At 68.5% G+C, this 18,774-nt stretch carries 17 protein-coding genes; 15 read left to right on the top strand and 2 right to left on the bottom strand.

Annotation, left to right across the window (positions count from 1 at the left end; translation table 11 throughout):
* The first annotated feature begins 15 nt into the window (after window positions 1-15).
* The 9 genes from flgF (at window position 16) to SY91_RS01655 (ending at window position 10,408) form a co-directional block, all read left to right on the top strand.
* Window positions 16-774 carry a flagellar basal-body rod protein FlgF gene (gene flgF, locus SY91_RS01695; RefSeq protein WP_006477563.1) on the top strand — a complete coding sequence of 253 codons (759 nt, stop codon included), beginning with the start codon at window positions 16-18 and terminating at the stop codon, window positions 772-774.
* Between the two features lie 34 nt (window positions 775-808).
* Window positions 809-1,597, top strand: a complete 789-nt coding sequence (gene flgG / locus SY91_RS01690; RefSeq protein ID WP_006477564.1) for a flagellar basal-body rod protein FlgG — start codon at window positions 809-811, stop codon at window positions 1,595-1,597.
* Window positions 1,598-1,617: 20 nt separating this feature from the next.
* Window positions 1,618-2,307 carry a flagellar basal body L-ring protein FlgH gene (flgH, locus tag SY91_RS01685; protein ID WP_006495504.1) on the top strand — a complete coding sequence of 230 codons (690 nt, stop codon included), beginning with the start codon at window positions 1,618-1,620 and terminating at the stop codon, window positions 2,305-2,307.
* Window positions 2,308-2,312: 5 nt separating this feature from the next.
* Window positions 2,313-3,497, top strand: a complete 1,185-nt coding sequence (locus SY91_RS01680) for a flagellar basal body P-ring protein FlgI (RefSeq protein WP_124478199.1) — start codon at window positions 2,313-2,315, stop codon at window positions 3,495-3,497.
* A complete protein-coding gene (gene flgJ, locus SY91_RS01675) occupies window positions 3,498-4,481 on the top strand; it encodes a flagellar assembly peptidoglycan hydrolase FlgJ (RefSeq protein WP_053524192.1) in 984 nt (327 codons plus the stop codon).
* Window positions 4,482-4,701: 220 nt separating this feature from the next.
* Window positions 4,702-5,457, top strand: coding sequence for a flagellar brake protein (locus SY91_RS01670; protein WP_006477567.1), 756 nt, complete (start codon window positions 4,702-4,704; stop codon window positions 5,455-5,457).
* Between the two features lie 193 nt (window positions 5,458-5,650).
* The gene (flgK, locus tag SY91_RS01665; protein ID WP_185921033.1) at window positions 5,651-7,582 is read left to right on the top strand and encodes a flagellar hook-associated protein FlgK; all 1,932 of its coding nucleotides are present in this window, start codon (window positions 5,651-5,653) and stop codon (window positions 7,580-7,582) included.
* A 17-nt stretch (window positions 7,583-7,599) separates the two neighbouring features.
* Complete coding sequence (gene flgL, locus SY91_RS01660) at window positions 7,600-8,835, top strand: flagellar hook-associated protein FlgL (protein WP_185921032.1); 1,236 nt, start codon at window positions 7,600-7,602, stop codon at window positions 8,833-8,835.
* A gap of 265 nt (window positions 8,836-9,100) precedes the next feature.
* Entirely contained in the window at window positions 9,101-10,408 is a 1,308-nt protein-coding gene (locus tag SY91_RS01655) for a solute carrier family 23 protein (RefSeq protein WP_012329386.1), read from the top strand.
* A gap of 40 nt (window positions 10,409-10,448) precedes the next feature.
* Here SY91_RS01655 and SY91_RS01650 read toward each other — a convergent pair whose 3' ends face one another.
* Window positions 10,449-11,333 (bottom strand): transcriptional regulator GcvA, encoded by an 885-nt coding sequence (locus SY91_RS01650; RefSeq protein ID WP_185921031.1) that lies wholly within the window; start codon window positions 11,331-11,333, stop codon window positions 10,449-10,451.
* A gap of 96 nt (window positions 11,334-11,429) precedes the next feature.
* Between SY91_RS01650 and SY91_RS01645 the strand changes: the two genes are divergently transcribed.
* From SY91_RS01645 to gor, 6 genes are all read left to right on the top strand, one after another.
* Entirely contained in the window at window positions 11,430-12,101 is a 672-nt protein-coding gene (locus SY91_RS01645; protein WP_185921030.1) for a chromate transporter, read from the top strand.
* On the top strand, window positions 12,098-12,625 hold the full coding sequence (locus tag SY91_RS01640) for a chromate transporter (RefSeq protein WP_006477572.1): 528 nt from the start codon (window positions 12,098-12,100) through the stop codon (window positions 12,623-12,625). Before SY91_RS01645 ends, SY91_RS01640 begins: the two co-directional genes overlap by 4 nt.
* 58 nt (window positions 12,626-12,683) lie before the next feature.
* On the top strand, window positions 12,684-13,430 hold the full coding sequence (locus tag SY91_RS01635) for a YoaK family protein (protein WP_185921029.1): 747 nt from the start codon (window positions 12,684-12,686) through the stop codon (window positions 13,428-13,430).
* Between the two features lie 361 nt (window positions 13,431-13,791).
* The gene (locus SY91_RS01630; protein ID WP_011546404.1) at window positions 13,792-14,913 is read left to right on the top strand and encodes a porin; all 1,122 of its coding nucleotides are present in this window, start codon (window positions 13,792-13,794) and stop codon (window positions 14,911-14,913) included.
* Between the two features lie 385 nt (window positions 14,914-15,298).
* Complete coding sequence (locus tag SY91_RS01625) at window positions 15,299-15,523, top strand: hypothetical protein (RefSeq protein ID WP_124592304.1); 225 nt, start codon at window positions 15,299-15,301, stop codon at window positions 15,521-15,523.
* Window positions 15,524-15,763: 240 nt separating this feature from the next.
* Window positions 15,764-17,119 carry a glutathione-disulfide reductase gene (gor, locus tag SY91_RS01620; protein WP_185921028.1) on the top strand — a complete coding sequence of 452 codons (1,356 nt, stop codon included), beginning with the start codon at window positions 15,764-15,766 and terminating at the stop codon, window positions 17,117-17,119.
* Between the two features lie 333 nt (window positions 17,120-17,452).
* Here gor and SY91_RS01615 read toward each other — a convergent pair whose 3' ends face one another.
* On the bottom strand, window positions 17,453-18,754 hold the full coding sequence (locus tag SY91_RS01615) for an NAD(P)/FAD-dependent oxidoreductase (RefSeq protein ID WP_185921027.1): 1,302 nt from the start codon (window positions 18,752-18,754) through the stop codon (window positions 17,453-17,455).
* Between the last annotated feature and the right edge of the window lie 20 nt (window positions 18,755-18,774).

The raw sequence follows: 18,774 nt of genomic DNA, 5'->3' as shown, positions 1-18,774 counted from the left end.
GGATAACCGGCAGCCATGGACCGACTGATCTATACGGCGATGACGGGCGCGTCGCAGTCGCTCGACCAGCAGGCGATCGTCGCGAACAACCTCGCGAATGCGTCGACGACCGGCTTTCGCGCGCAGCTCGCGACGTATCGCGCGGTGCCGATGAATTTCGGCGACGGCAGCAACATCGACCCGACGACGACGCGTACCTACGTGCTCGCGTCGACGCCCGGCGCCGATTACGCGCCGGGTCCGATCACGCGCACCGGCAATCCGCTGGACGTCGCCGTGCAGGGCCCGGGCTGGCTGTCGGTGCAGACGGCCGACGGCAGCGAGGCGTACACGCGCGCCGGCAACCTGCACGTCGACGAGAACGGTCAGCTCGTCAACGCGAGCAACCTGCCGGTGATCGGCAACGGCGGCCCGATCTCGGTGCCGCCGAACGCGGAAGTGACGATCGGCAAGGACGGCACGGTGTCCGCGCTGATGCCGGGCGACCCGCCGACCGCGGTCGCGATCGTCGACCAGATGAAGCTCGTCAATCCCGATGCGGCCACGCTCACGCGCGGCAACGACGGGTTGTTCCGCACCGCCGACGGCAATCCGGCCGACGTCGACCCGAACGTGGTCGTCACGCCGAATTCGCTCGAAGGCAGCAACGTGAACCCGGTGACCGCGATGGTCGCGATGATCGACAACGCGCGCGCATTCCAGCTGCAGTCGAAGCTGATCCAGACGGCCGACCAGAACGAGCAGACGGCGAACCAGTTGCTCAATTTCAGCTGAGCGCCCGCGCCAGCTTACGCAGGAGAATCGACAAATGAATCGTTCGCTCTACATCGCCGCCACCGGCATGAATGCGCAGCAGGCGCAGATGGACGTGATTTCGAACAACCTCGCGAACACCAGCACGAACGGCTTCAAGGCGTCGCGCGCGGTGTTCGAGGATCTGCTGTACCAGACCATCCGCCAGCCCGGCGCGAACTCGACGCAGCAGACCGAGCTGCCGTCGGGCCTGCAGCTCGGCACCGGCGTGCAGCAGGTCGCGACCGAGCGTCTGTACACGCAGGGCGGCCTCACGCAGACCGGCAACTCGAAGGACGTCGCGATCAACGGCGCGGGCTTCTTCCAGGTGCTGATGCCGGACGGCACCAACGCGTACACCCGCGACGGCTCGTTCCAGACCAACGCGCAGGGCCAGCTCGTCACGTCGAGCGGCTACCAGGTGCTGCCGGCGATCACCGTGCCGCAGAACGCGCAGTCGCTGACGATCGGCAAGGATGGCGTCGTGTCGGTCACGCAGCCGGGCTCGAGCAACGCGGTGCAGATCGGCTCGCTGCAGATCGCGACCTTCATCAACCCGACCGGCCTCGAGGCGAAGGGCGAGAACCTGTTCGCGGAAACGACGTCGTCGGGCGCGCCGAACGTGTCGCAGCCGGGGCTGAACGGCGCGGGCGTGCTCAACCAGGGCTACGTCGAGGCGTCGAACGTGAACGTCGTGCAGGAACTCGTCAATATGATCCAGACGCAGCGTGCCTACGAGATCAACAGCAAGGCCGTGACGACGTCCGACCAGATGCTGCAGACCGTCACGCAGATGAAGAGCTAACCGGAAGTCCCGTCGCAGCCATGAAGCAGGTTCGCCTCCCCTCGTCAGCCACCGTCCGCGCCGCGTGCGCGGTCGCGGTGGCGGCGCTCGCCGGTTGCGCGCAGATCCCGCGCGATCCGATCATCCAGCAGCCGATGACGGCGCAGCCGCCGATGCCGATGTCGATGCAGGCGCCCGGCTCGATCTACAACCCCGGCTTCGCGGGGCGGCCGCTGTTCGAGGATCAGCGGCCGCGCAACATCGGCGACATCCTGACGATCATGATCGCGGAGAACATCAACGCGACCAAGTCGTCCGGCGCGAACACCAACCGGCAGGGCAACACCGACTTCAACGTGCCGACCGCCGGCTTCCTCGGCGGGCTGTTCGCGAAGGCGAACCTGTCGGCGACCGGCGCGAACAAGTTCGCGGCCACCGGCGGCGCGAGCGCGGCGAACACGTTCAACGGCACGATCACGGTGACCGTCACCAACGTGCTGCCGAACGGCAACCTCGTGGTCAGCGGCGAGAAGCAGATGCTGATCAACCAGGGCAACGAATTCGTGCGCTTCTCGGGGGTCGTCAACCCGAACACGATCTCGGGTGCGAACTCGGTCTACTCGACGCAGGTCGCCGACGCGAAGATCGAATACTCGTCGAAGGGCTACATCAACGAAGCCGAGACGATGGGCTGGCTGCAGCGCTTCTTCCTCAACATCGCGCCGTGGTGATGACGATGCAGACGACCCTGTTCCACCGCCTGTCGGCCCGCGCGCATGCGGCCGCGCGGCTCGCCGTCGCGTTCGCGGCGGTGGCCGCCGCCTGCGTGCTCGGCGCCGCGCCGGCACACGCCGAACGCCTGAAGGATCTCGCGCAGATCCAGGGCGTGCGCGACAACCCGCTGATCGGCTATGGCCTCGTCGTCGGCCTCGACGGCACGGGCGACCAGACGATGCAGACGCCGTTCACGACGCAGACGCTCGCGAACATGCTCGCGAACCTCGGCATCTCGATCAACAACGGTTCGGCCAACGGCGGCCCGTCGTCGCTGAACAACATGCAGCTGAAGAACGTCGCGGCCGTGATGGTGACGGCCACGCTGCCGCCGTTCGCCCGGCCCGGCGAGGCGCTCGATGTGACCGTGTCGTCGCTCGGCAACGCGAAGAGCCTGCGCGGCGGCACGCTGCTGCTCACGCCGCTGAAGGGCGCGGACGGGCAGGTGTACGCGCTCGCGCAGGGCAACATGGCGGTCGGCGGCGCGGGCGCCAGCGCGAACGGCAGCCGCGTGCAGGTGAACCAGCTCGCGGCCGGCCGGATCGTCGGCGGCGCGATCGTCGAGCGCGCGGTGCCGAACGCGATCGCGCAGATGAACGGCGTGCTGCAACTGCAACTGAACGACATGGACTACGGCACCGCGCAGCGCATCGTGTCCGCGGTCAACTCGAGCTTCGGCCCGGGCACCGCGACGGCGCTCGACGGCCGCACGATCCAGCTCGCGGCGCCGGCCGATTCGGCGCAGCAGGTCGCGTTCATGGCGCGGCTGCAGAACCTCGACGTGAGCCCGGACAAGGCCGCCGCGAAGGTGATCCTGAACGCGCGCACCGGCTCGATCGTGATGAACCAGATGGTCACGCTGCAGAGCTGCGCGGTCGCGCACGGCAACCTGTCGGTCGTCGTCAACACGCAGCCGGTGGTGTCGCAGCCGGGGCCGTTCTCGAACGGGCAGACGGTGGTCGCGCAGCAGTCGCAGATCCAGTTGAAGCAGGACAACGGCGCGCTGAAGATGGTGACGGCCGGCGCGAATCTCGCCGACGTCGTGAAAGCGCTGAACACGCTCGGCGCGACGCCCGCGGACCTGATGTCGATCCTGCAGGCGATGAAGGCGGCCGGCGCGCTGCGCGCCGACCTGGAGGTGATCTAAATGGCGGCGAACCTTCCGAACGCAAACGACCTCACGCAGCGCTTCGCGCTCGACGTGCAGGGTTTCGACGCGCTGCGCGCGCAGGCGAAGCAGTCGCCGCAGGCCGGCGCGAAGGCGGTGGCCGGCCAGTTCGACGCGATGTTCACGCAGATGATGCTCAAGAGCATGCGCGACGCGTCGCCCGACGGCGGGCTGTTCGATTCGCATACGTCGAAGATGTACACGTCGATGCTCGACCAGCAGCTCGCGCAGCAGATGTCGACGCGCGGGATCGGCGTCGCCGACGCGCTGATGAAGCAGTTGCTGCGCAATGCGGGCGCCGGCGCGGGCAGCGATACGGCAGCGGATGTGGGCGCGGGCGGCATGGGTGCCGGCGGCCTCGGCACGGCCGGCAACGAAGGCAGCCTCGCCGCGATGAACGCGATGGCGAAGGCCTATGCGAACGCGGCGAACAACGGCGGGCTCGCCGGCGCGCGCGGCTATTCGGCCGGCAGCGCGCTGACGCCGCCGGTCAAGGGCGCGAGCGGCGTGCAGGACGCGGACGCGTTCGTCGACCGGCTCGCGGCCCCCGCGCAGGCGGCCAGCGCGACGACCGGCATCCCGGCGCGCTTCATCGTCGGCCAGGCCGCGCTCGAGTCGGGCTGGGGCAAGCGCGAGATCCGCGCGGCGGACGGCTCGACCAGCTACAACGTGTTCGGCATCAAGGCGAACAAGGGCTGGACCGGCCGCACCGTGTCGGCGCTGACCACCGAATACGTGAACGGCACGCCGCGCCGCGTGGTCGCGAAGTTCCGCGCGTACGACTCGTACGAGCACGCGATGACCGATTACGCGAACCTGCTGAAGAACAACCCGCGCTACGCGGGCGTGCTGAGCGCGAGCCGCAGCGTCGAGGGCTTCGCGCACGGCATGCAGAAGGCCGGTTACGCAACCGACCCGAATTACGCGAAGAAGCTGATCTCGATCATGCAGCAGATCGGCTGACGGGCCCGCCCGTCATCGGTTCGTCCCCCTTTCGGACCGCGCCCGGCACCTTGCCGCGCGCGGTTTCAACGTTTGCGCGAAATAAATCGCCGTTTCGATCTAAACTTTCGGTCAGCACTGCCGCTAAGTGTGAGAGACCTGCGACCGGGCCCCCGTTCTGGCCCGGTTTTATTGCGCACCGGTTGCCCCGGGCGCCCATGACAAGAAAGACCGGCTAGCCATGAATATCGAAACGTCGACGGACCCCAGCCTGGATGCAGGCCACTCCGGGCCCGACTATGCCCGCCGCAATCCGCTGGAAATCGGCGTGCAGTTGCGCAACCTGGTGAATCGCGGCGATTTCCTGACCGTGCAGTACCCGGGCGGCCAGCTCGTCACGCGTCTGCTCGAGGTCGACGTCGGCGCGCGGACGTTCACGTTCGACTGGGGCGCGCTGTCCGAGCAGAACGCCGGCATCCTCGGCGCGTCGCACTGCACGTTCGCGGCCTCGCCGGAGGGCGTGCGCGTCGAATTCACCACGGGCACGCCGCGCGAGACGCGCTACGAGGGGCTGCCCGCGTTCGTCGCCGATTTCCCCGACGTGCTGGTCTGCATCCAGCGCCGCGAATATTTCCGCGTGGACGCGCCGATCGTCGATCCGTTCCTGTGCCGCGGCAAGCTGCCGGACGGCGAAAGCTTCCTGTTCGAGGTGCACAACCTGTCGCTCGGCGGCGTGGGGCTGCGCACGGCCGACGAGCGTGTCGAGGCGCTCGAGGTCGGCACGCTGTTGCCGGACGTCGAGCTCGAGCTGACCGGCCACGGCAAGCTGTCGCTCGACCTGCAACTGGTGTCGCAACGTTCGACGCAGATGCCGAACGGGTCGCGCCGCTACCAGCTCGGCTTCCGCTACATGTCGCTGCCGGGCAGCGCGGAGAACACGCTGCAGCGGCTGATCACCCAACTCGAAATGAAGCGCCGCTCGCTCGCGCGGGCCTGACGCGCACCCGGCGCGGGCCCCGTCCGGGCCGCCCGCGCAGCGCCGCCGGCGTTCCTCGCCGGCCGCTTCGAACGGCGACGCACACCCGTGCGCCGCGCGTGCATTTTTTCCTCAATTTTTTCGATCCGCGGCCGTTATACCGGGAGTCACGCAACCCGGCGGCCGCAGCGCGGCCGGCTCATCAGGATCGCGCATGTCCAACTCACTCATGAACCTCGGTGTCAGCGGCCTGAATGCCGCGCTCTGGGGCCTCACGACGACCGGCCAGAACATCAGCAACGCCGCGACGCCCGGCTATTCGGTCGAACGCCCCGTCTATGCCGAGGCAAGCGGGCAGTACACCAGCAGCGGCTACATGCCGCAGGGCGTGAACACCGTCACCGTGCAGCGGCAGTACAGCCAGTACCTGAGCGACCAGCTGAACGGCGCGCAGACGCAGGGCGGCGCGCTGTCGACGTGGTACTCGCTCGTCACGCAGCTGAACAACTACATCGGCAGCCCGACGGCCGGCATCTCGACCGCGATCACGAGCTACTTCACCGGGATGCAGAACGTCGCGAACAGCGCGTCCGACTCGTCGGTGCGGCAGACCGCGATGAGCAATGCGCAGACGCTCGCGAACCAGATCACGGCGGCCGGCCAGCAGTACGACGCGCTGCGCCAGAGCGTGAACACGCAGCTCACCAGCACCGTCACGCAGATCAACGCGTACACCGCGCAGATCGCGCAACTGAACCAGCAGATCGCGGCGGCGAGCAGCCAGGGCCAGCCGCCGAACCAGCTGATGGACCAGCGCGACCTCGCGGTGTCGAACCTGTCGAATCTCGCGGGCGTGCAGGTGGTGCGCAACAGCGACGGCTACAGCGTGTTCATGTCGGGCGGCACGCCGCTCGTCGTCGCGGACAAGAGCTACCAGCTCGCGACCGTCACGTCGCCGTCCGATCCGAGCGAGCTGACCGTCGTGTCGCAGGGCATCGCCGGCGCGACCCCGCAGGGGCCGAACCAGTTCCTGTCCGACGCGTCGCTGTCGGGCGGCACGCTGGGCGGCCTGCTCGCGTTCCGCAGCCAGACGCTCGACCCGGCCGAAGCGCAGCTCGGCGCGATCGCGACCAGCTTCGCCGCGCAGGTCAACGCGCAGAACGCGCTCGGCATCGACCTGTCGGGCAAGGTCGGCGGCAACCTGTTTTCGACCGGCACGCCGATCACCTACGCGAACCAGGGCAATACCGGCAATGCGGCGCTGTCCGTGTCGTTCGCGAACGCGGCGCAGCCGACCACCAGCGACTACACGCTCGCGTACGACGGCACGAACTACACGCTGACCGATCGTGCGACCGGCACGGTGGTCGGTACGTCGACGTCGATGCCGGCCTCGATCGGCGGGCTGAACTTCTCGTTCTCGTCCGGCTCGATGAGCGCCGGCGACAAGTTCACCGTGCAGCCGACGCGCGGCGCGCTGAACGGCTTCGGCCTCACGACGTCGAACGGCTCCGCGATCGCGGCGGCCGCGCCGTACGTGCCGTCGGCCACGACGACCAACACCGGCAACGGCACGATCGGCGGGCTGTCGGTCACGAGCGCGACGGCCGCGGCCAACCCGCACAACTACACGATCACGATGGGCGGCACGGCGGCTGCGCCGACCTACACGGTCACCGACAACACGGCCGTGCCGCCGACGACCAGCGCCGCGCAGCCGTACCAGTCCGGCTCGCCGATCACGCTGACGGCGGGCGTCACGGTGACGGTGTCGGGCACGCCGGCGGTGGGCGACACGTTCAAGGTCGCGCCGAACACGGGCGGCACGAACGACGGCAGCAACGCGCTCGCGCTGTCGAAGCTCGTCAACGCGAAATCGTTCGGCAACGGCTCGGCCACGCTGACGGGCGCGTACGCGAACTACGTGAACGGCATCGGCAACACGGCGAGCCAGCTGAAGTCGTCGAGCGCCGCGCAGACCGCGCTGGTCGGCCAGATCACGCAGGCGCAGCAGTCGGTGTCGGGCGTGAACCAGAACGAGGAAGCGGCCAACCTGATGCAGTACCAGCAGCTCTACCAGGCGAACGCGAAGGTGATCCAGACCGCGTCGACGCTGTTCCAGACCGTGCTCGGCCTGTTCAACTGATTTCGGGGATCGAAGCGATGCGGATTTCCACTGCGCAGTTCTACCAGATGAACGTCGCCCAGATGAGCGACCAGCAGGCGCAGCTCTCGCAGCTGTACCAGCAGATCTCGAGCGGCGTGAGCCTCGCGACGCCGGCCGACAACCCGCTCGGCGCGGCGCAGGCCGTGCAGCTGTCGATGACGTCGGCGACGCTGTCGCAGTACGCGTCGAACCAGAACGCCGCGCTGTCGTCGCTGCAGAAGGAAGACCAGACGCTCATCAGCGTCAACAACCTGCTCAACAGCATTCACACGGTCGTGATCCAGGCCGGCGACGGTTCGCTGTCGGACAGCGATCGCTCGGCACTGTCGACGCAGCTGCAGGGTTATCGCGACCAGTTGCTGACGCTCGCGAATTCGACGGACGGCTCGGGCAACTACCTGTTCGCGGGCTTCCAGTCGGCCACCGCGCCGTTCTCGAACGCGCCGGGCGGCGGCGTGACCTACAGCGGCGACACCGGCTCGCGCCAGGTGCAGATCGCCGACACGCGCTCGATCGCGCAGGGCGACAACGGCGCGAACGTGTTCCTGTCGGTGCCGATGCTCGGCAGCCAGCCGGTGCCGCTCGCCGGCGCGGCCAACACCGGCACGGGCACGATCGGCGGCGTGACGATCACGAGCCCGTCGGCCGCGTCCAACGCGCACCAGTTCACGATCGCGTTCGGCGGCACGGCCGCCGCGCCGACCTACACGGTGACCGACAACACCGTCGTGCCGCCGACCACGACGACCGCGCAACCGTATTCGGACGGCGCCGGGATCGCGCTCGGCAACGGCCTGTCGGTGCCCGTGTCGGGCAAGCCGGCGCCGGGCGACACGTTCACGGTCACGCCCGCGCCGCAGGCCGGCACCGACGTGTTCGCGGCGCTCGACACGATGATCGCCGCGCTGAAGGTGCCGATCAGCAGCAACACGAGCGCCGCGACCGCGCTCGCGAACGCGATGACCACCGGCACGACCAAGCTGAACAACATGATGACGAACGTCCTCACGGTGCAGGCGTCGGTCGGCGGCCGCGAGCAGGAAATCAAGGCGATGCAGGCCGTGAACCAGACCAACACGCTGCAGGTCAGCAGCAACCTGGCCGACCTGACGAGCACCAACATGGTCGCGACGATCAGCCAGTTCCTGCAGATGCAGAACGCGCTGACGGGGTCGCAGAAGGCTTACGCGCAGTTGCAGAACCTTTCGCTGTTCCAGTACATCAATCCGTGATGCACGACGCGCCGGCGGCGAGGTGAGCGCACGCTTACTTCGCTGTCGGCGCCCGCCGCCGCCCGTGCATCGCGTGCGGACGGGCTTCACCGGGCCGCGCGGTCGCGCACCGGTTCTCTCATGCGGGCTGCCGCGTCCTCGTTTGGCCGGCCGCGCATACCGGCTCGCTTGCCAGCCCCCATTCCGCTCCGTAAACTCGCGCCAGATTCCAGACCGGCGCATCCCTGGCAGCCGGCGACCGACGACCGACAGGAGCGCTTTCCCCATGTCCGATTCCTACTTCCCGCGCTGGCGGGTCCAGCCGACCGGCGCGGCCTCGCGCGTCGTCGGCCCCGACGAGCGCCTCGCGTGGCCGCAGATGATCGCGATGGGCGTGCAGCACGTCGTCGCGATGTTCGGTTCGACCGTGCTCGCGCCGCTGCTGATGGGCTTCGACCCGAACCTGTGCATTTTCATGTCGGGTATCGGCACGCTGCTGTTCTTCGTGCTGGTCGGCGGCCGCGTGCCGAGCTACCTCGGCTCCAGCTTCGCGTTCATCGGCCTGGTGATCGCTGTGACGGGCTATGGCGGCAGCGGCCCGAACCCGAACATTCCGGTCGCGCTCGGCGGGATCGTCGCGTGCGGCGTCGTGTACGTCGCGCTCGGCGCGCTGGTGCAGGCGATCGGCACGCGCTGGATCGAGACGCTGATGCCGCCCGTCGTGACCGGCGCGGTGGTCGCGGTGATCGGGCTGAACCTCGCGCCGATCGCGGTCAAGGGCGTGTCGGGCTCGACCTTCGAATCGGTGATGGCGCTCGTCACGGTGCTGTGCGTCGGCGGCGTCGCGGTGTTCGCGCGCGGGATGATGCAGCGCCTCTTGATCCTCGTCGGGCTCGTGATCGCGTACGTGATCTACGCGATCGCGACCAACGGGATGGGCCTCGGCAAGCCGATCGATTTCGCGATCGTCGCGCAGGCCGCGTGGTTCGGCGTGCCGAGCTTCCGCGCGCCGGTGTTCGATCCGCACGCGATGCTGATGCTCGCGCCGATCGCGGTGATCCTGGTCGCGGAGAACCTCGGCCACATCAAGGCCGTCAGCGCGATGACGGGCAGCAACCTCGACCGCTACGTCGGTCGCGCGTTCATCGGCGACGGGCTCGCGACGATCGTCTCGGGCAGCGTCGGCGGCACGGGCGTGACCACCTACGCGGAGAACATCGGCGTGATGGCCGTCACGCGGATCTATTCGACGCTGGTGTTTGCGGTCGCTGCGCTGATCGCGATCGGGCTGGGCTTCTCGCCGAAGTTCGGCGCGGTGATCCAGACGATTCCGGGCCCGGTGCTCGGCGGCGTGTCGATCGTGGTGTTCGGGCTGATCGCGGTGACGGGCGCGCGGATCTGGGTCGTCAACAAGGTCGACTTCTCCGACAACCGCAACCTGATCGTCGCGGCCGTCACGCTGGTGCTCGGCGCCGGCGACTTCTCGCTGAAGATCGGCGGCTTCGGGCTCGGTGGGATCGGCACCGCGACGTTCGGCGCGATCATCCTGTACGCGATCCTGCGCAAGGAGAAGGAACCGGGGCCGGTGGTCTGATTCGGGAGCGGGCGGTGCAATGCCGCCTGCGGGCGCGCCTTCATGCGCCGGTATTCGACTGCCCCTGCAGCCACGCGCAGAACTGCGCGACGAGCGGATCGTCGCCCGGCGCGCCCGGCGCGATCCACCAGTAGCTGCGCGTCGCGATGCGCGGCCCGTCGAGCGGCATCACCAGGCGCCCGCTCGCGAGCTCGTCGTCGATCAGCGGCAGCGGGCCGAGCGCGACGCCGAGCCCGTCGACGGCCGCCTGCAGCGCCAGGTAGAAGTGATCGAACGACTGCCGCTTGCGCCCCTTCATCGTCACGCCGGCCGCCGCGAACCAGTCGCGCCAGCCTTCCGGCCGCGTATCCGAATGCAGCAGCACGTGCCGCGCGAGATCGTCCGCGCGCGTGATCGGCGCCCGCTTGAGCAGCGCCGGGCTGCACACCGGAATCACGCTTTCGTCGAGGAAGTGACCGCTCGTGCAGTTCGGCCAGTGGCCGGGGCCGCGGCGGATCGCGACGTCGAAGCCGTTCAGCGTGTCGAGCGGCGCGTTCGACGTCGACAGCTTCAGCTCGACGTTCGGCACGTCGCGCTGGAACCGCGACAGCCGCGGCAGCAGCCATTTCATCGCGAAGGTCGGCAGCGCGTTGATGCGCAGCACGCGCGCCGCGCCGGTGTTGCGCAACTGCTCGGTGGCGTGCGCGATGCTGTCGAAGGCCGCGCGCACGGTGTCCAGGTAGCGGCGGCCTTCGTCGGTGAGCTTCACGCGCTTGCCGTAGCGGTGAAACACCGGCTTGCCGAGCCACGCCTCGAACCCGGCGATCTGCCGGCTGATGGCACCGTGAGTCACATGCAGCTCGTCGCCGGCGGCGCTGAAGCTTTCATGTCGTGCCGCGGCTTCAAAGGCCCGAAGCGCGGAAAAGGGTGGGAGATCGCGTGCCATGCTTGTGATTCTAGATCACAAGGGCGCGCCGATAAAATCGTTTTGCCGGAATCCTGAACGGCGGTAACCTCGGTTCACCGTTTGATGAGGAGCCCCATGCAATCCGCTTTTCAGCCTGACTCGCCGCCCGCCTCCCCGCCGCCTGGCGCGTCCCCTCGCAGCGTCGGTCTCGCCGAGCTGTTCACCGGTTTCCTGTCGCTCGGCCTGATGTCGTTCGGCGGCGCGTTGCCGTTCGCGCGGCGCACGATCGTCGACGAGCGCAAATGGCTCTCCGCCGACGAATTCACCGATCTGCTCGGCCTGTGCCAGTTCCTGCCGGGCGGCAACGTGATCAACCTGTCGGTCGCCGTCGGCATGCGCTTTCGCGGCGTCGCCGGTGCGTTCGCCGGCATTCTCGGGTTGATCGCCGGCCCGACGCTGGTCGTCGTCGCGCTCGGCGTGCTGTACGCGAAGACGCAGAACGATCCGCGCGTGCAGCACCTGTTCGCGGGGCTTGCCGCGGCGGCGGCCGGCCTGCTCGTCGCGATGGCCGTAAAGGTCGCGAAGCCGCTGCTTCGGGCGCCGCGCACGGCGGCGGCGATCGCGGCGCTCGCGTTCGTCGCGATCGCGGTGCTGCGCATGCCGCTGTTGACCACGATGCTCGTGCTGACGCCCGTCAGCATCTGGCTCGCGTCGCGCCGTCGCGATGGGAGCACGCCGCGGCCGGCGCCGGCCGCCGCGCATCGCGCGCACGGTACGTCCGACACGCAACAGGACGGCCGGCCATGAGCGACACGCTGATCGCCATCGCGACGATCTTCAGTCAGTTGTCGCTGCTCGCGTTCGGCGGCGGCAACACGATCCTGCCGGAGATGCAGCGGCAGGTCGTCGACGTGCACCACTGGATGAGCGCGCACGAGTTCACCGCGCTGTTCGCGCTGGCCCAGGCGGCGCCGGGGCCGAACATGATGATCGTGTCGCTGGTCGGCTGGCACGTGGCCGGCTGGGCCGGGCTGCTGGTCGCGTCGCTCGCGAAGTTCGGGCCGTCGTCGATCGTCACCGTGCTCGCGCTGCATGCGTGGGAGCGCTTTCGCGACCGGCCGTGGCGCCGCTACGTGCAGCAGGGAATGATGCCGGTGACGGCCGGGCTCGTCGCGGCAAGCGCGGTGCTGATTTCCGAGGCGTCGAACCGCACCGCGATCCAGTGGGGCATCACGGCCGCGTGCGCGGTGCTGGCGTGGCGCACGCGCATCCATCCGCTGTGGCTGCTCGCGGGCGGCGCGCTGATCGGGCTCACGGGCATCGGGCAGTGAGCTGCGCACAACCGCTCTCCCGTGCGCGATACTGGCGCGACTTTTCACGGGAGGATCGATGGATCTCGACGGCGCCAGCCGCAATCTCACTGTCGCCGCGTTGCTGACGCTGTCCGGCGGCTATCTCGACGCGTACACGTACGTCGGCCACGGCCACGTGTTCGCGAACACGATGACCGGCAACGTCGCGCTGCTCGGCATCAACCTGTCGGCCGGCGAATGGGCCGCGGCGCTGCATCACGTACCGCCGCTCGGCGGCTTCGTGCTCGCGGTGTTCGTCGCGCACCTGCTCGGTCTCGCCGCGGGGCGCGGCTGGATGCGGCATACGGCGTTCGTGAGCCTGATCGTCGAAATCGCGTTTCTCGGCGTCGCCGCGAGCGGTCTCGTCGGCGCGTCGAGCGCATGGCTGATTCCGGGCATCTCGTTCGTCGCGACGCTGCAGACGCTGTCGTTCACCCATCTCGAGGAACTGTCGTACACGTCGGTGATGACGACCGGCAACCTGCGGCGTGCCGCGCAGAAGCTGTTCGTCGGGCTGATCCCGCGCTACGACGCGGGGGCGCTGCACGACTCGGCGCTGCTCGCGACGATCAGTTTCTGTTTCCTGGCCGGCGCGGTGGTCGGCGGCCTCGTGACCCGGCTCGTGCCGGGCATCGCGCTGTGGGGCGCCGTGCTGCTGCTCGTCGGCGCGTTCGCGGAGATCGTGCGGCGGGCGTGGCGTCGCGCCGGGAACGGCGGTGCGGACGGCGCGGGCGGTAACGGCGACGCGGGCGCCGGCAGCGACGGGGCGGCACAGACGGCCTGACGGCAGGCGGCAATCGGACAACCCCAAGTCGCAAGCGGCAAGCCGATCGCAACGATCGCACCGACCATTTCACTGCGCCGCGCCGCGCCGCGCCGCACTGCACCATCACCGAACCTTACAGCGCCGCACGTGCCCGCCAGCGCCGTCGCGCACCCTCCCGCCCTCGCGCGAGACAGGCCCGGCACGGGAAACGTTGTTCCCGGACGACAATCGCGCGATTGCCGCGTATTTCAATTTCTTTCAGCGTTCGCACTGGTCTTATGATTCAGCCCACATCGCGCACGCCATGAACGTGTGCGATCGCCACCCGGCTGCGCACGCGGCCGGCCATGAATGGAGACACCTACAAAAGGGAAAGCTCATGAAGCAGACCACCCGACTCGCAGTCATCGCAGGGGGCGCGGCGCTGGCCTTCGCCAGCCAGTACGCAGCAGCACAAAGCTCGGTCACGCTCTGGGGCGTCGCCGACGCCAGCATTCGTTACCTGACCAACGCCAACGCCAAGAACGACGGTCTGCTGTCGATGACCAACGGCGCGATCACGAACAGCCGCTTCGGCATCTACGGCACGGAAGACCTGGGCGGCGGCCTGAAGGCCGTGTTCAACCTCGAGAGCGGCGTGAACCTGCAGAACGGCGCGTTCGCCGACAGCGGCCGCCTGTTCAACCGCGCGGCGTACGTCGGCCTGCAGAGTCCGTACGGCACGGTGACCCTCGGCCGCCAGAAGACGCCGCTGTTCGACCTGCTGTCGGACACCTACGATCCTCTGACGGTCGGCAACTACCTCGAAAACGCGTGGCTGCCGGTCGCACTCGGCGGCGGCCTGTATGCGGACAACCAGATCAAGTACACGGGCAAGTTCGAGGGCCTGACGGCGAAGGCGATGTACTCGACCGGCACCAACTACGAATCGACCGGCGCCGGCGGCTTCTCGGGCCAGATTCCGGGCTCGCTCGGCAAGGGCAATGCGTGGGGCGTGTCGCTGTCGTACGTGATGGGCCCGCTCAGCATCGCGGCCGGTGCGCAGCAGAACAGCGACAACTCGGCGCGCAAGCAGACGATCTACCACGCGAACGTCGTGTACGCGTTCAGCAAGGCGAAGATCTACGCGGGCTACCTGCGCTCGAAGGACGACACGGGCTTCGTCGACAGCCTGCTCGCGCAGCAGTCGATTCCGGTCGCGAAGGGCACGGGCCGCATCGACGACGGTCCGTTCGCGGGCGTGAGCTGGCAGGTCAGCGCGCCGTTGACGCTGACGGGCGCGTTCTACTACGACCACATGCGCAATGCGATGACCACGAACGGCACGCTCGCGAGCGGCAACCGCTACGCGATCGTCGGCATCGCCGAGTACGCGCTGAGCAAGCGCACCGAAATCTACGGCACCGTCGACTTCAACAAGACGAACGGCGCGGCGAACGTCGAGCTGCCCGGCCGCAGCAACCAGACGGGCATCGCGATCGGCCTGCGCAATATCTTCTGACGAACGTCGGAACGCACGCGCCGGCTTCGTCCGGCACGCACCGAAGAGGCTCCGCGAGGGGCCTCTTTTTTTTGTCACGCGAGCTTCAATGCGAGCTTCATACGCACGCACGACTATTCGGCGGGCGCTCCATTGCGGAAGTCCCGCGCCGTAAGCGATCCGTCGGCAATCCAGAACATACTTTTACAGTCCGCGCGAGGGCTTTCCGCTACGCTGCGTGCATCGCGCGTGGCATGCCGCCCGGCGTGCGCGTGCGTCGTTCCGGTGGCGCTTCGCGAGCGCGGCCGGCCTGGTGCGTAACTTGTGTATCCGGCGATGACAAACACGGTCCGCCGGTTTCTTTCGTGGGACGATGCGCTCACGATTTTCTTGAAAGGGGATGACGATGGGTATCCTGAACGTCGTGGGTGAAATCGCCGGCGCAGTCGCCGCCGTCGAAGGCGCGGAAAAGCTGGATCCGGATGCGGGCCTCCTGACCAAGGCGGCCGCGGCTGTCGCCGGCTTCAAGGGCGCCGAGGCGATCGAAGACATGCTCGAGAAGAAGGACGAGCAGCCGCAGCAGGCGGACGATACGCAGGCGACGGACGGCAGCGACACGTCGCAGGCATGAGCATGGCGGCCGGTCGGGCCGCGGGCGCGCCCTTCGCGCGCCGGGCCGGCCGGTGCCGCGCAATCGGCAGGTCGGGCATGCGGTCGATCGGTGACGCATGGCACAACCGCCAGCCGGTTTGACCGGCGAGAGGCCTCGTCTCTCGCCGTTTTTTATTGGGCGCGCGGCACGCACCACGCGTCGCACGAATCCCCGAATCTTGCTATCGTCCCTCCATCCGAACTGCGATGAGGGAATGCGATGGATTTCGACTACGACCTGTTCGTCATCGGCGCCGGCTCGGGCGGCGTGCGGCTCGCGCGCATGTCCGCGTCATACGGCGCACGCGTCGGCATAGCGGAAGAGGAGCAGATCGGCGGCACCTGCGTGCTGCGCGGCTGCATCCCGAAGAAACTGCTGGTCTACGCGTCGCACTACCCGCACGAAGTCGACGACGCGAAGGGCTTCGGCTGGACCTTCGGCGCCGGCACGCTCGACTGGCCCGCGCTGATCGCCGCGAAGGATCGCGAGATCAACCGGCTGAGCGACATCTACATCAACCTGCTGCGGCAATCGGGCGTCGACATGCACGCCGGCCGCGCGACGCTCGTCGATGCGCATACCGTCGCGATCGGCGAGCGCACGATCCGCGCGCGCCACATCGCGATCGCGACCGGCTCGCGGCCGTCGCTGCCGCCGCGGCCCGGCATCGAGCATGCGATCACGTCGCGCGAGGCGCTGTCGCTCGCGGCGCTGCCCAAACGTATCGCGGTGGTCGGCGGCGGCTATATCGCGGTCGAGTTCGCGGGCATCTTCAACGGTTTCGGCAGCCACGTCGAGCTGTTCTATCGCGGCGAACAAATCCTGCGCGGCTTCGACGACGACGTGCGTCAATTCCTGACCGACGAGATGACGAAGCAGGGCGTCACGATTCATGCACGCGCGGTGATCGAATCGATCGAGCGCGCAGATGACGGCACGCTGTTCGTGCAGGTCGGCGACGCGCGGCACGGGCCGTACGATCAGGTGCTCTATGCGACCGGCCGCGTGCCGAACGTCGACGGGATCGGGCTCGAGCAGGCGGGCATCCTCCTCGATGCGCGCGGCGCGATTGCCGTCGATGCGTATTCGGCGACGTCGGTGCCGTCGATTCACGCGATCGGCGACGTCACGTCGCGGCCGCAGCTCACGCCGGTCGCGACGCGCGACGCCGGGTTGCTCGCGCGCACGCTGTTCGGCGGGTCGCGCGTGGCGGTCGACCACGCGTACGTGCCATCGGCCGTGTTCAGCCAGCCGGAGGTCGCGACGGTCGGCCTGACCGAAGCCGATGCGCGTCGTACGCTGGGCGACGTCGTCATCTACCGCACGTCGTTCAAGGCGCTGCGCCACACGCTGTCGGGCCGCGACGAGCGCACGCTGATGAAGCTCGTCGTCGCGCGCGACAGCCAGCGCGTGGTCGGCGCGCACATGGTCGGCCGCGAGGCGGGCGAGATCATCCAGGGCATCGCGATCGCGATTCGCGCGGGCGCGACGAAGGCGCAGTTCGACGACACGATCGGCATTCATCCGACCGCGGCCGAGGAATTCGTGACGATGCGGCAGAAGGTGGCCGACTAGCGGAATGACACGCGCGTTTGCATCGATGCACGCGCGTGTGCGACCGGAAAGCCGAACGGCGTATTTTGGAGATATCGATCGTTCGGATCGAAGACAGGGATTAACGTGTGTCGATATCGGCGGATTGACCGCTAATCCGCCGATATCGACACGGAAGGCTGGCGAGTATCGAGCGCATGTCGCGCGAGCCCGTGCCTGCAGGGCTTTAGGCGCGAATGAGTCGCCGATTAAAAGTAAGCGTGAAAGGCGCCGGACCTCGCGATCCTGCCGCCGGACCGAACGTCCGCTCGAACGAGCGGCCGTTCTGCTTTTGCGCGGTGACGCTGCGCGCGCTCAATGCACGCCGAACGCATCCAGCAGCCGGTACCAGCTCATCGCGAGCACCAGCGCCGGCGTGCGCAGCGCCTCGCCGCCGGGGAAGTCGCGATGCCGGATCTTGTCGAACAGGTCGAAGCGGCTCGCCTGCCCGTCGATCGCCTCGGCGATCAGCTTGCCCGCGAGCGCGGTCGTGTTCACGCCGTGCCCCGAGAACCCTTGCGCGAAGTACGTGGTCGGCGTGATGCGGCCGAAGTGCGGCGCGCGGTTCATCGTGATGTCGACGAAACCGCCCCACGCATAGTCGACCTTCACGTCCGCGAGCTGCGGGAACGTCTTCAGCATGTCCGCGCGCATCGCCGCGGCGAGATCGCGCGGCTCGCGCGTCGAATAGCTGACCTTGCCGCCCCACACGAGCCGCGTGTCGGGCGCCGGCCGGAAATAGTCGAGCACGAAGCGGCTGTCGCAGATCGCCGCGCGGGCGGGCATCAGCGCGGCGGCGCGCGCTTCGCCGAGCGGCTCGGTCGCGATCACGTAGGTGCCGACCGGCATGATCTTCCTCGACAGCGCGGGCGCGAGCGTGCCGACGTAGGTGTTGCAGGCGAGCACGACGAAGCGCGCACGCACGTTGCCGCCGCCCGTCTCGACGACGTGGCCGCCCGCCACGTCGCGCACGCGCGTCACGCAGCTGTCCTCGTGGATGCGCACGCCCGCGTCGGTGGCCGCCCGCGCGAGGCCGAGTGTGTAATTGAGCGGATGAAGGTGTCCGCTGTCGGGGTCGTACAGGCCGCCGCAATAGCGGGCCGACTGCACGTAGTCGCCGAGTTCGTCGGCTTCGACGAAGTGGAAGCGGTCGTAGCCGAAGCGCTTCGCGGCTTCGTCGCGCCAGCGTTTCAGCGCATCGGCGTCGCGCTCGGTGTTGGCCGCGGTCAGGTAGCCGGGCACCAGCGCGCAGTCGATGTCGTGTCGAGCGATGCGCGACTTCACGAGCGACAGCGTTTCGAGCCCCATGTCCCAGATCCGCTTCACGTCGCCTTCCGGCATGAACTGCGCGAACGTGTCGATGTCGCACGCGAAGCCGCCGATCAACTGGCCGCCGTTGCGGCCGCTCGCCGCCCATCCGACCCGCGACGCTTCGAGCACGGTCACCGAATGGCCGCGCTCGGCGAGGTTGAGCGCGGCGGACAGGCCCGTGAGGCCCGCGCCGATCACGCACACGTCGGCGTCGGTCGTGCCGGCAAGCGGCGCGTGGCGGGTCGTGTCGTTGGCGGTCGCCGCGTAGTACGACGCGACGTGCGGCTGGTTGGCGAATGTCTGCATGATCAGGAAAGCGGAGTGAA

The sequence above is a fragment of the Burkholderia cenocepacia genome (assembly GCF_014211915.1).
Classification (GTDB): Bacteria; Pseudomonadota; Gammaproteobacteria; order Burkholderiales; family Burkholderiaceae; genus Burkholderia; species Burkholderia orbicola.
This window is presented reverse-complemented; position numbering and strand designations above follow the sequence as displayed.

Excerpts from the sequence above, each read along its gene's own strand:
- flgF (WP_006477563.1), top strand. The coding sequence starts at position 16 with ATGGACCGACTGATCTATACGGCGATGACGGGCGCGTCGCAGTCGCTC.
- flgG (WP_006477564.1), top strand. The coding sequence starts at position 809 with ATGAATCGTTCGCTCTACATCGCCGCCACCGGCATGAATGCGCAGCAG.
- flgH (WP_006495504.1), top strand. The coding sequence starts at position 1,618 with ATGAAGCAGGTTCGCCTCCCCTCGTCAGCCACCGTCCGCGCCGCGTGC.
- SY91_RS01680 (WP_124478199.1), top strand. The coding sequence starts at position 2,313 with ATGCAGACGACCCTGTTCCACCGCCTGTCGGCCCGCGCGCATGCGGCC.
- flgJ (WP_053524192.1), top strand. The coding sequence starts at position 3,498 with ATGGCGGCGAACCTTCCGAACGCAAACGACCTCACGCAGCGCTTCGCG.
- SY91_RS01670 (WP_006477567.1), top strand. The coding sequence starts at position 4,702 with ATGAATATCGAAACGTCGACGGACCCCAGCCTGGATGCAGGCCACTCC.
- flgK (WP_185921033.1), top strand. The coding sequence starts at position 5,651 with ATGTCCAACTCACTCATGAACCTCGGTGTCAGCGGCCTGAATGCCGCG.
- flgL (WP_185921032.1), top strand. The coding sequence starts at position 7,600 with ATGCGGATTTCCACTGCGCAGTTCTACCAGATGAACGTCGCCCAGATG.
- SY91_RS01655 (WP_012329386.1), top strand. The coding sequence starts at position 9,101 with ATGTCCGATTCCTACTTCCCGCGCTGGCGGGTCCAGCCGACCGGCGCG.
- SY91_RS01650 (WP_185921031.1), bottom strand. The coding sequence starts at position 11,333 with ATGGCACGCGATCTCCCACCCTTTTCCGCGCTTCGGGCCTTTGAAGCC.
- SY91_RS01645 (WP_185921030.1), top strand. The coding sequence starts at position 11,430 with ATGCAATCCGCTTTTCAGCCTGACTCGCCGCCCGCCTCCCCGCCGCCT.
- SY91_RS01640 (WP_006477572.1), top strand. The coding sequence starts at position 12,098 with ATGAGCGACACGCTGATCGCCATCGCGACGATCTTCAGTCAGTTGTCG.
- SY91_RS01635 (WP_185921029.1), top strand. The coding sequence starts at position 12,684 with ATGGATCTCGACGGCGCCAGCCGCAATCTCACTGTCGCCGCGTTGCTG.
- SY91_RS01630 (WP_011546404.1), top strand. The coding sequence starts at position 13,792 with ATGAAGCAGACCACCCGACTCGCAGTCATCGCAGGGGGCGCGGCGCTG.
- SY91_RS01625 (WP_124592304.1), top strand. The coding sequence starts at position 15,299 with ATGGGTATCCTGAACGTCGTGGGTGAAATCGCCGGCGCAGTCGCCGCC.
- gor (WP_185921028.1), top strand. The coding sequence starts at position 15,764 with ATGGATTTCGACTACGACCTGTTCGTCATCGGCGCCGGCTCGGGCGGC.
- SY91_RS01615 (WP_185921027.1), bottom strand. The coding sequence starts at position 18,754 with ATGCAGACATTCGCCAACCAGCCGCACGTCGCGTCGTACTACGCGGCG.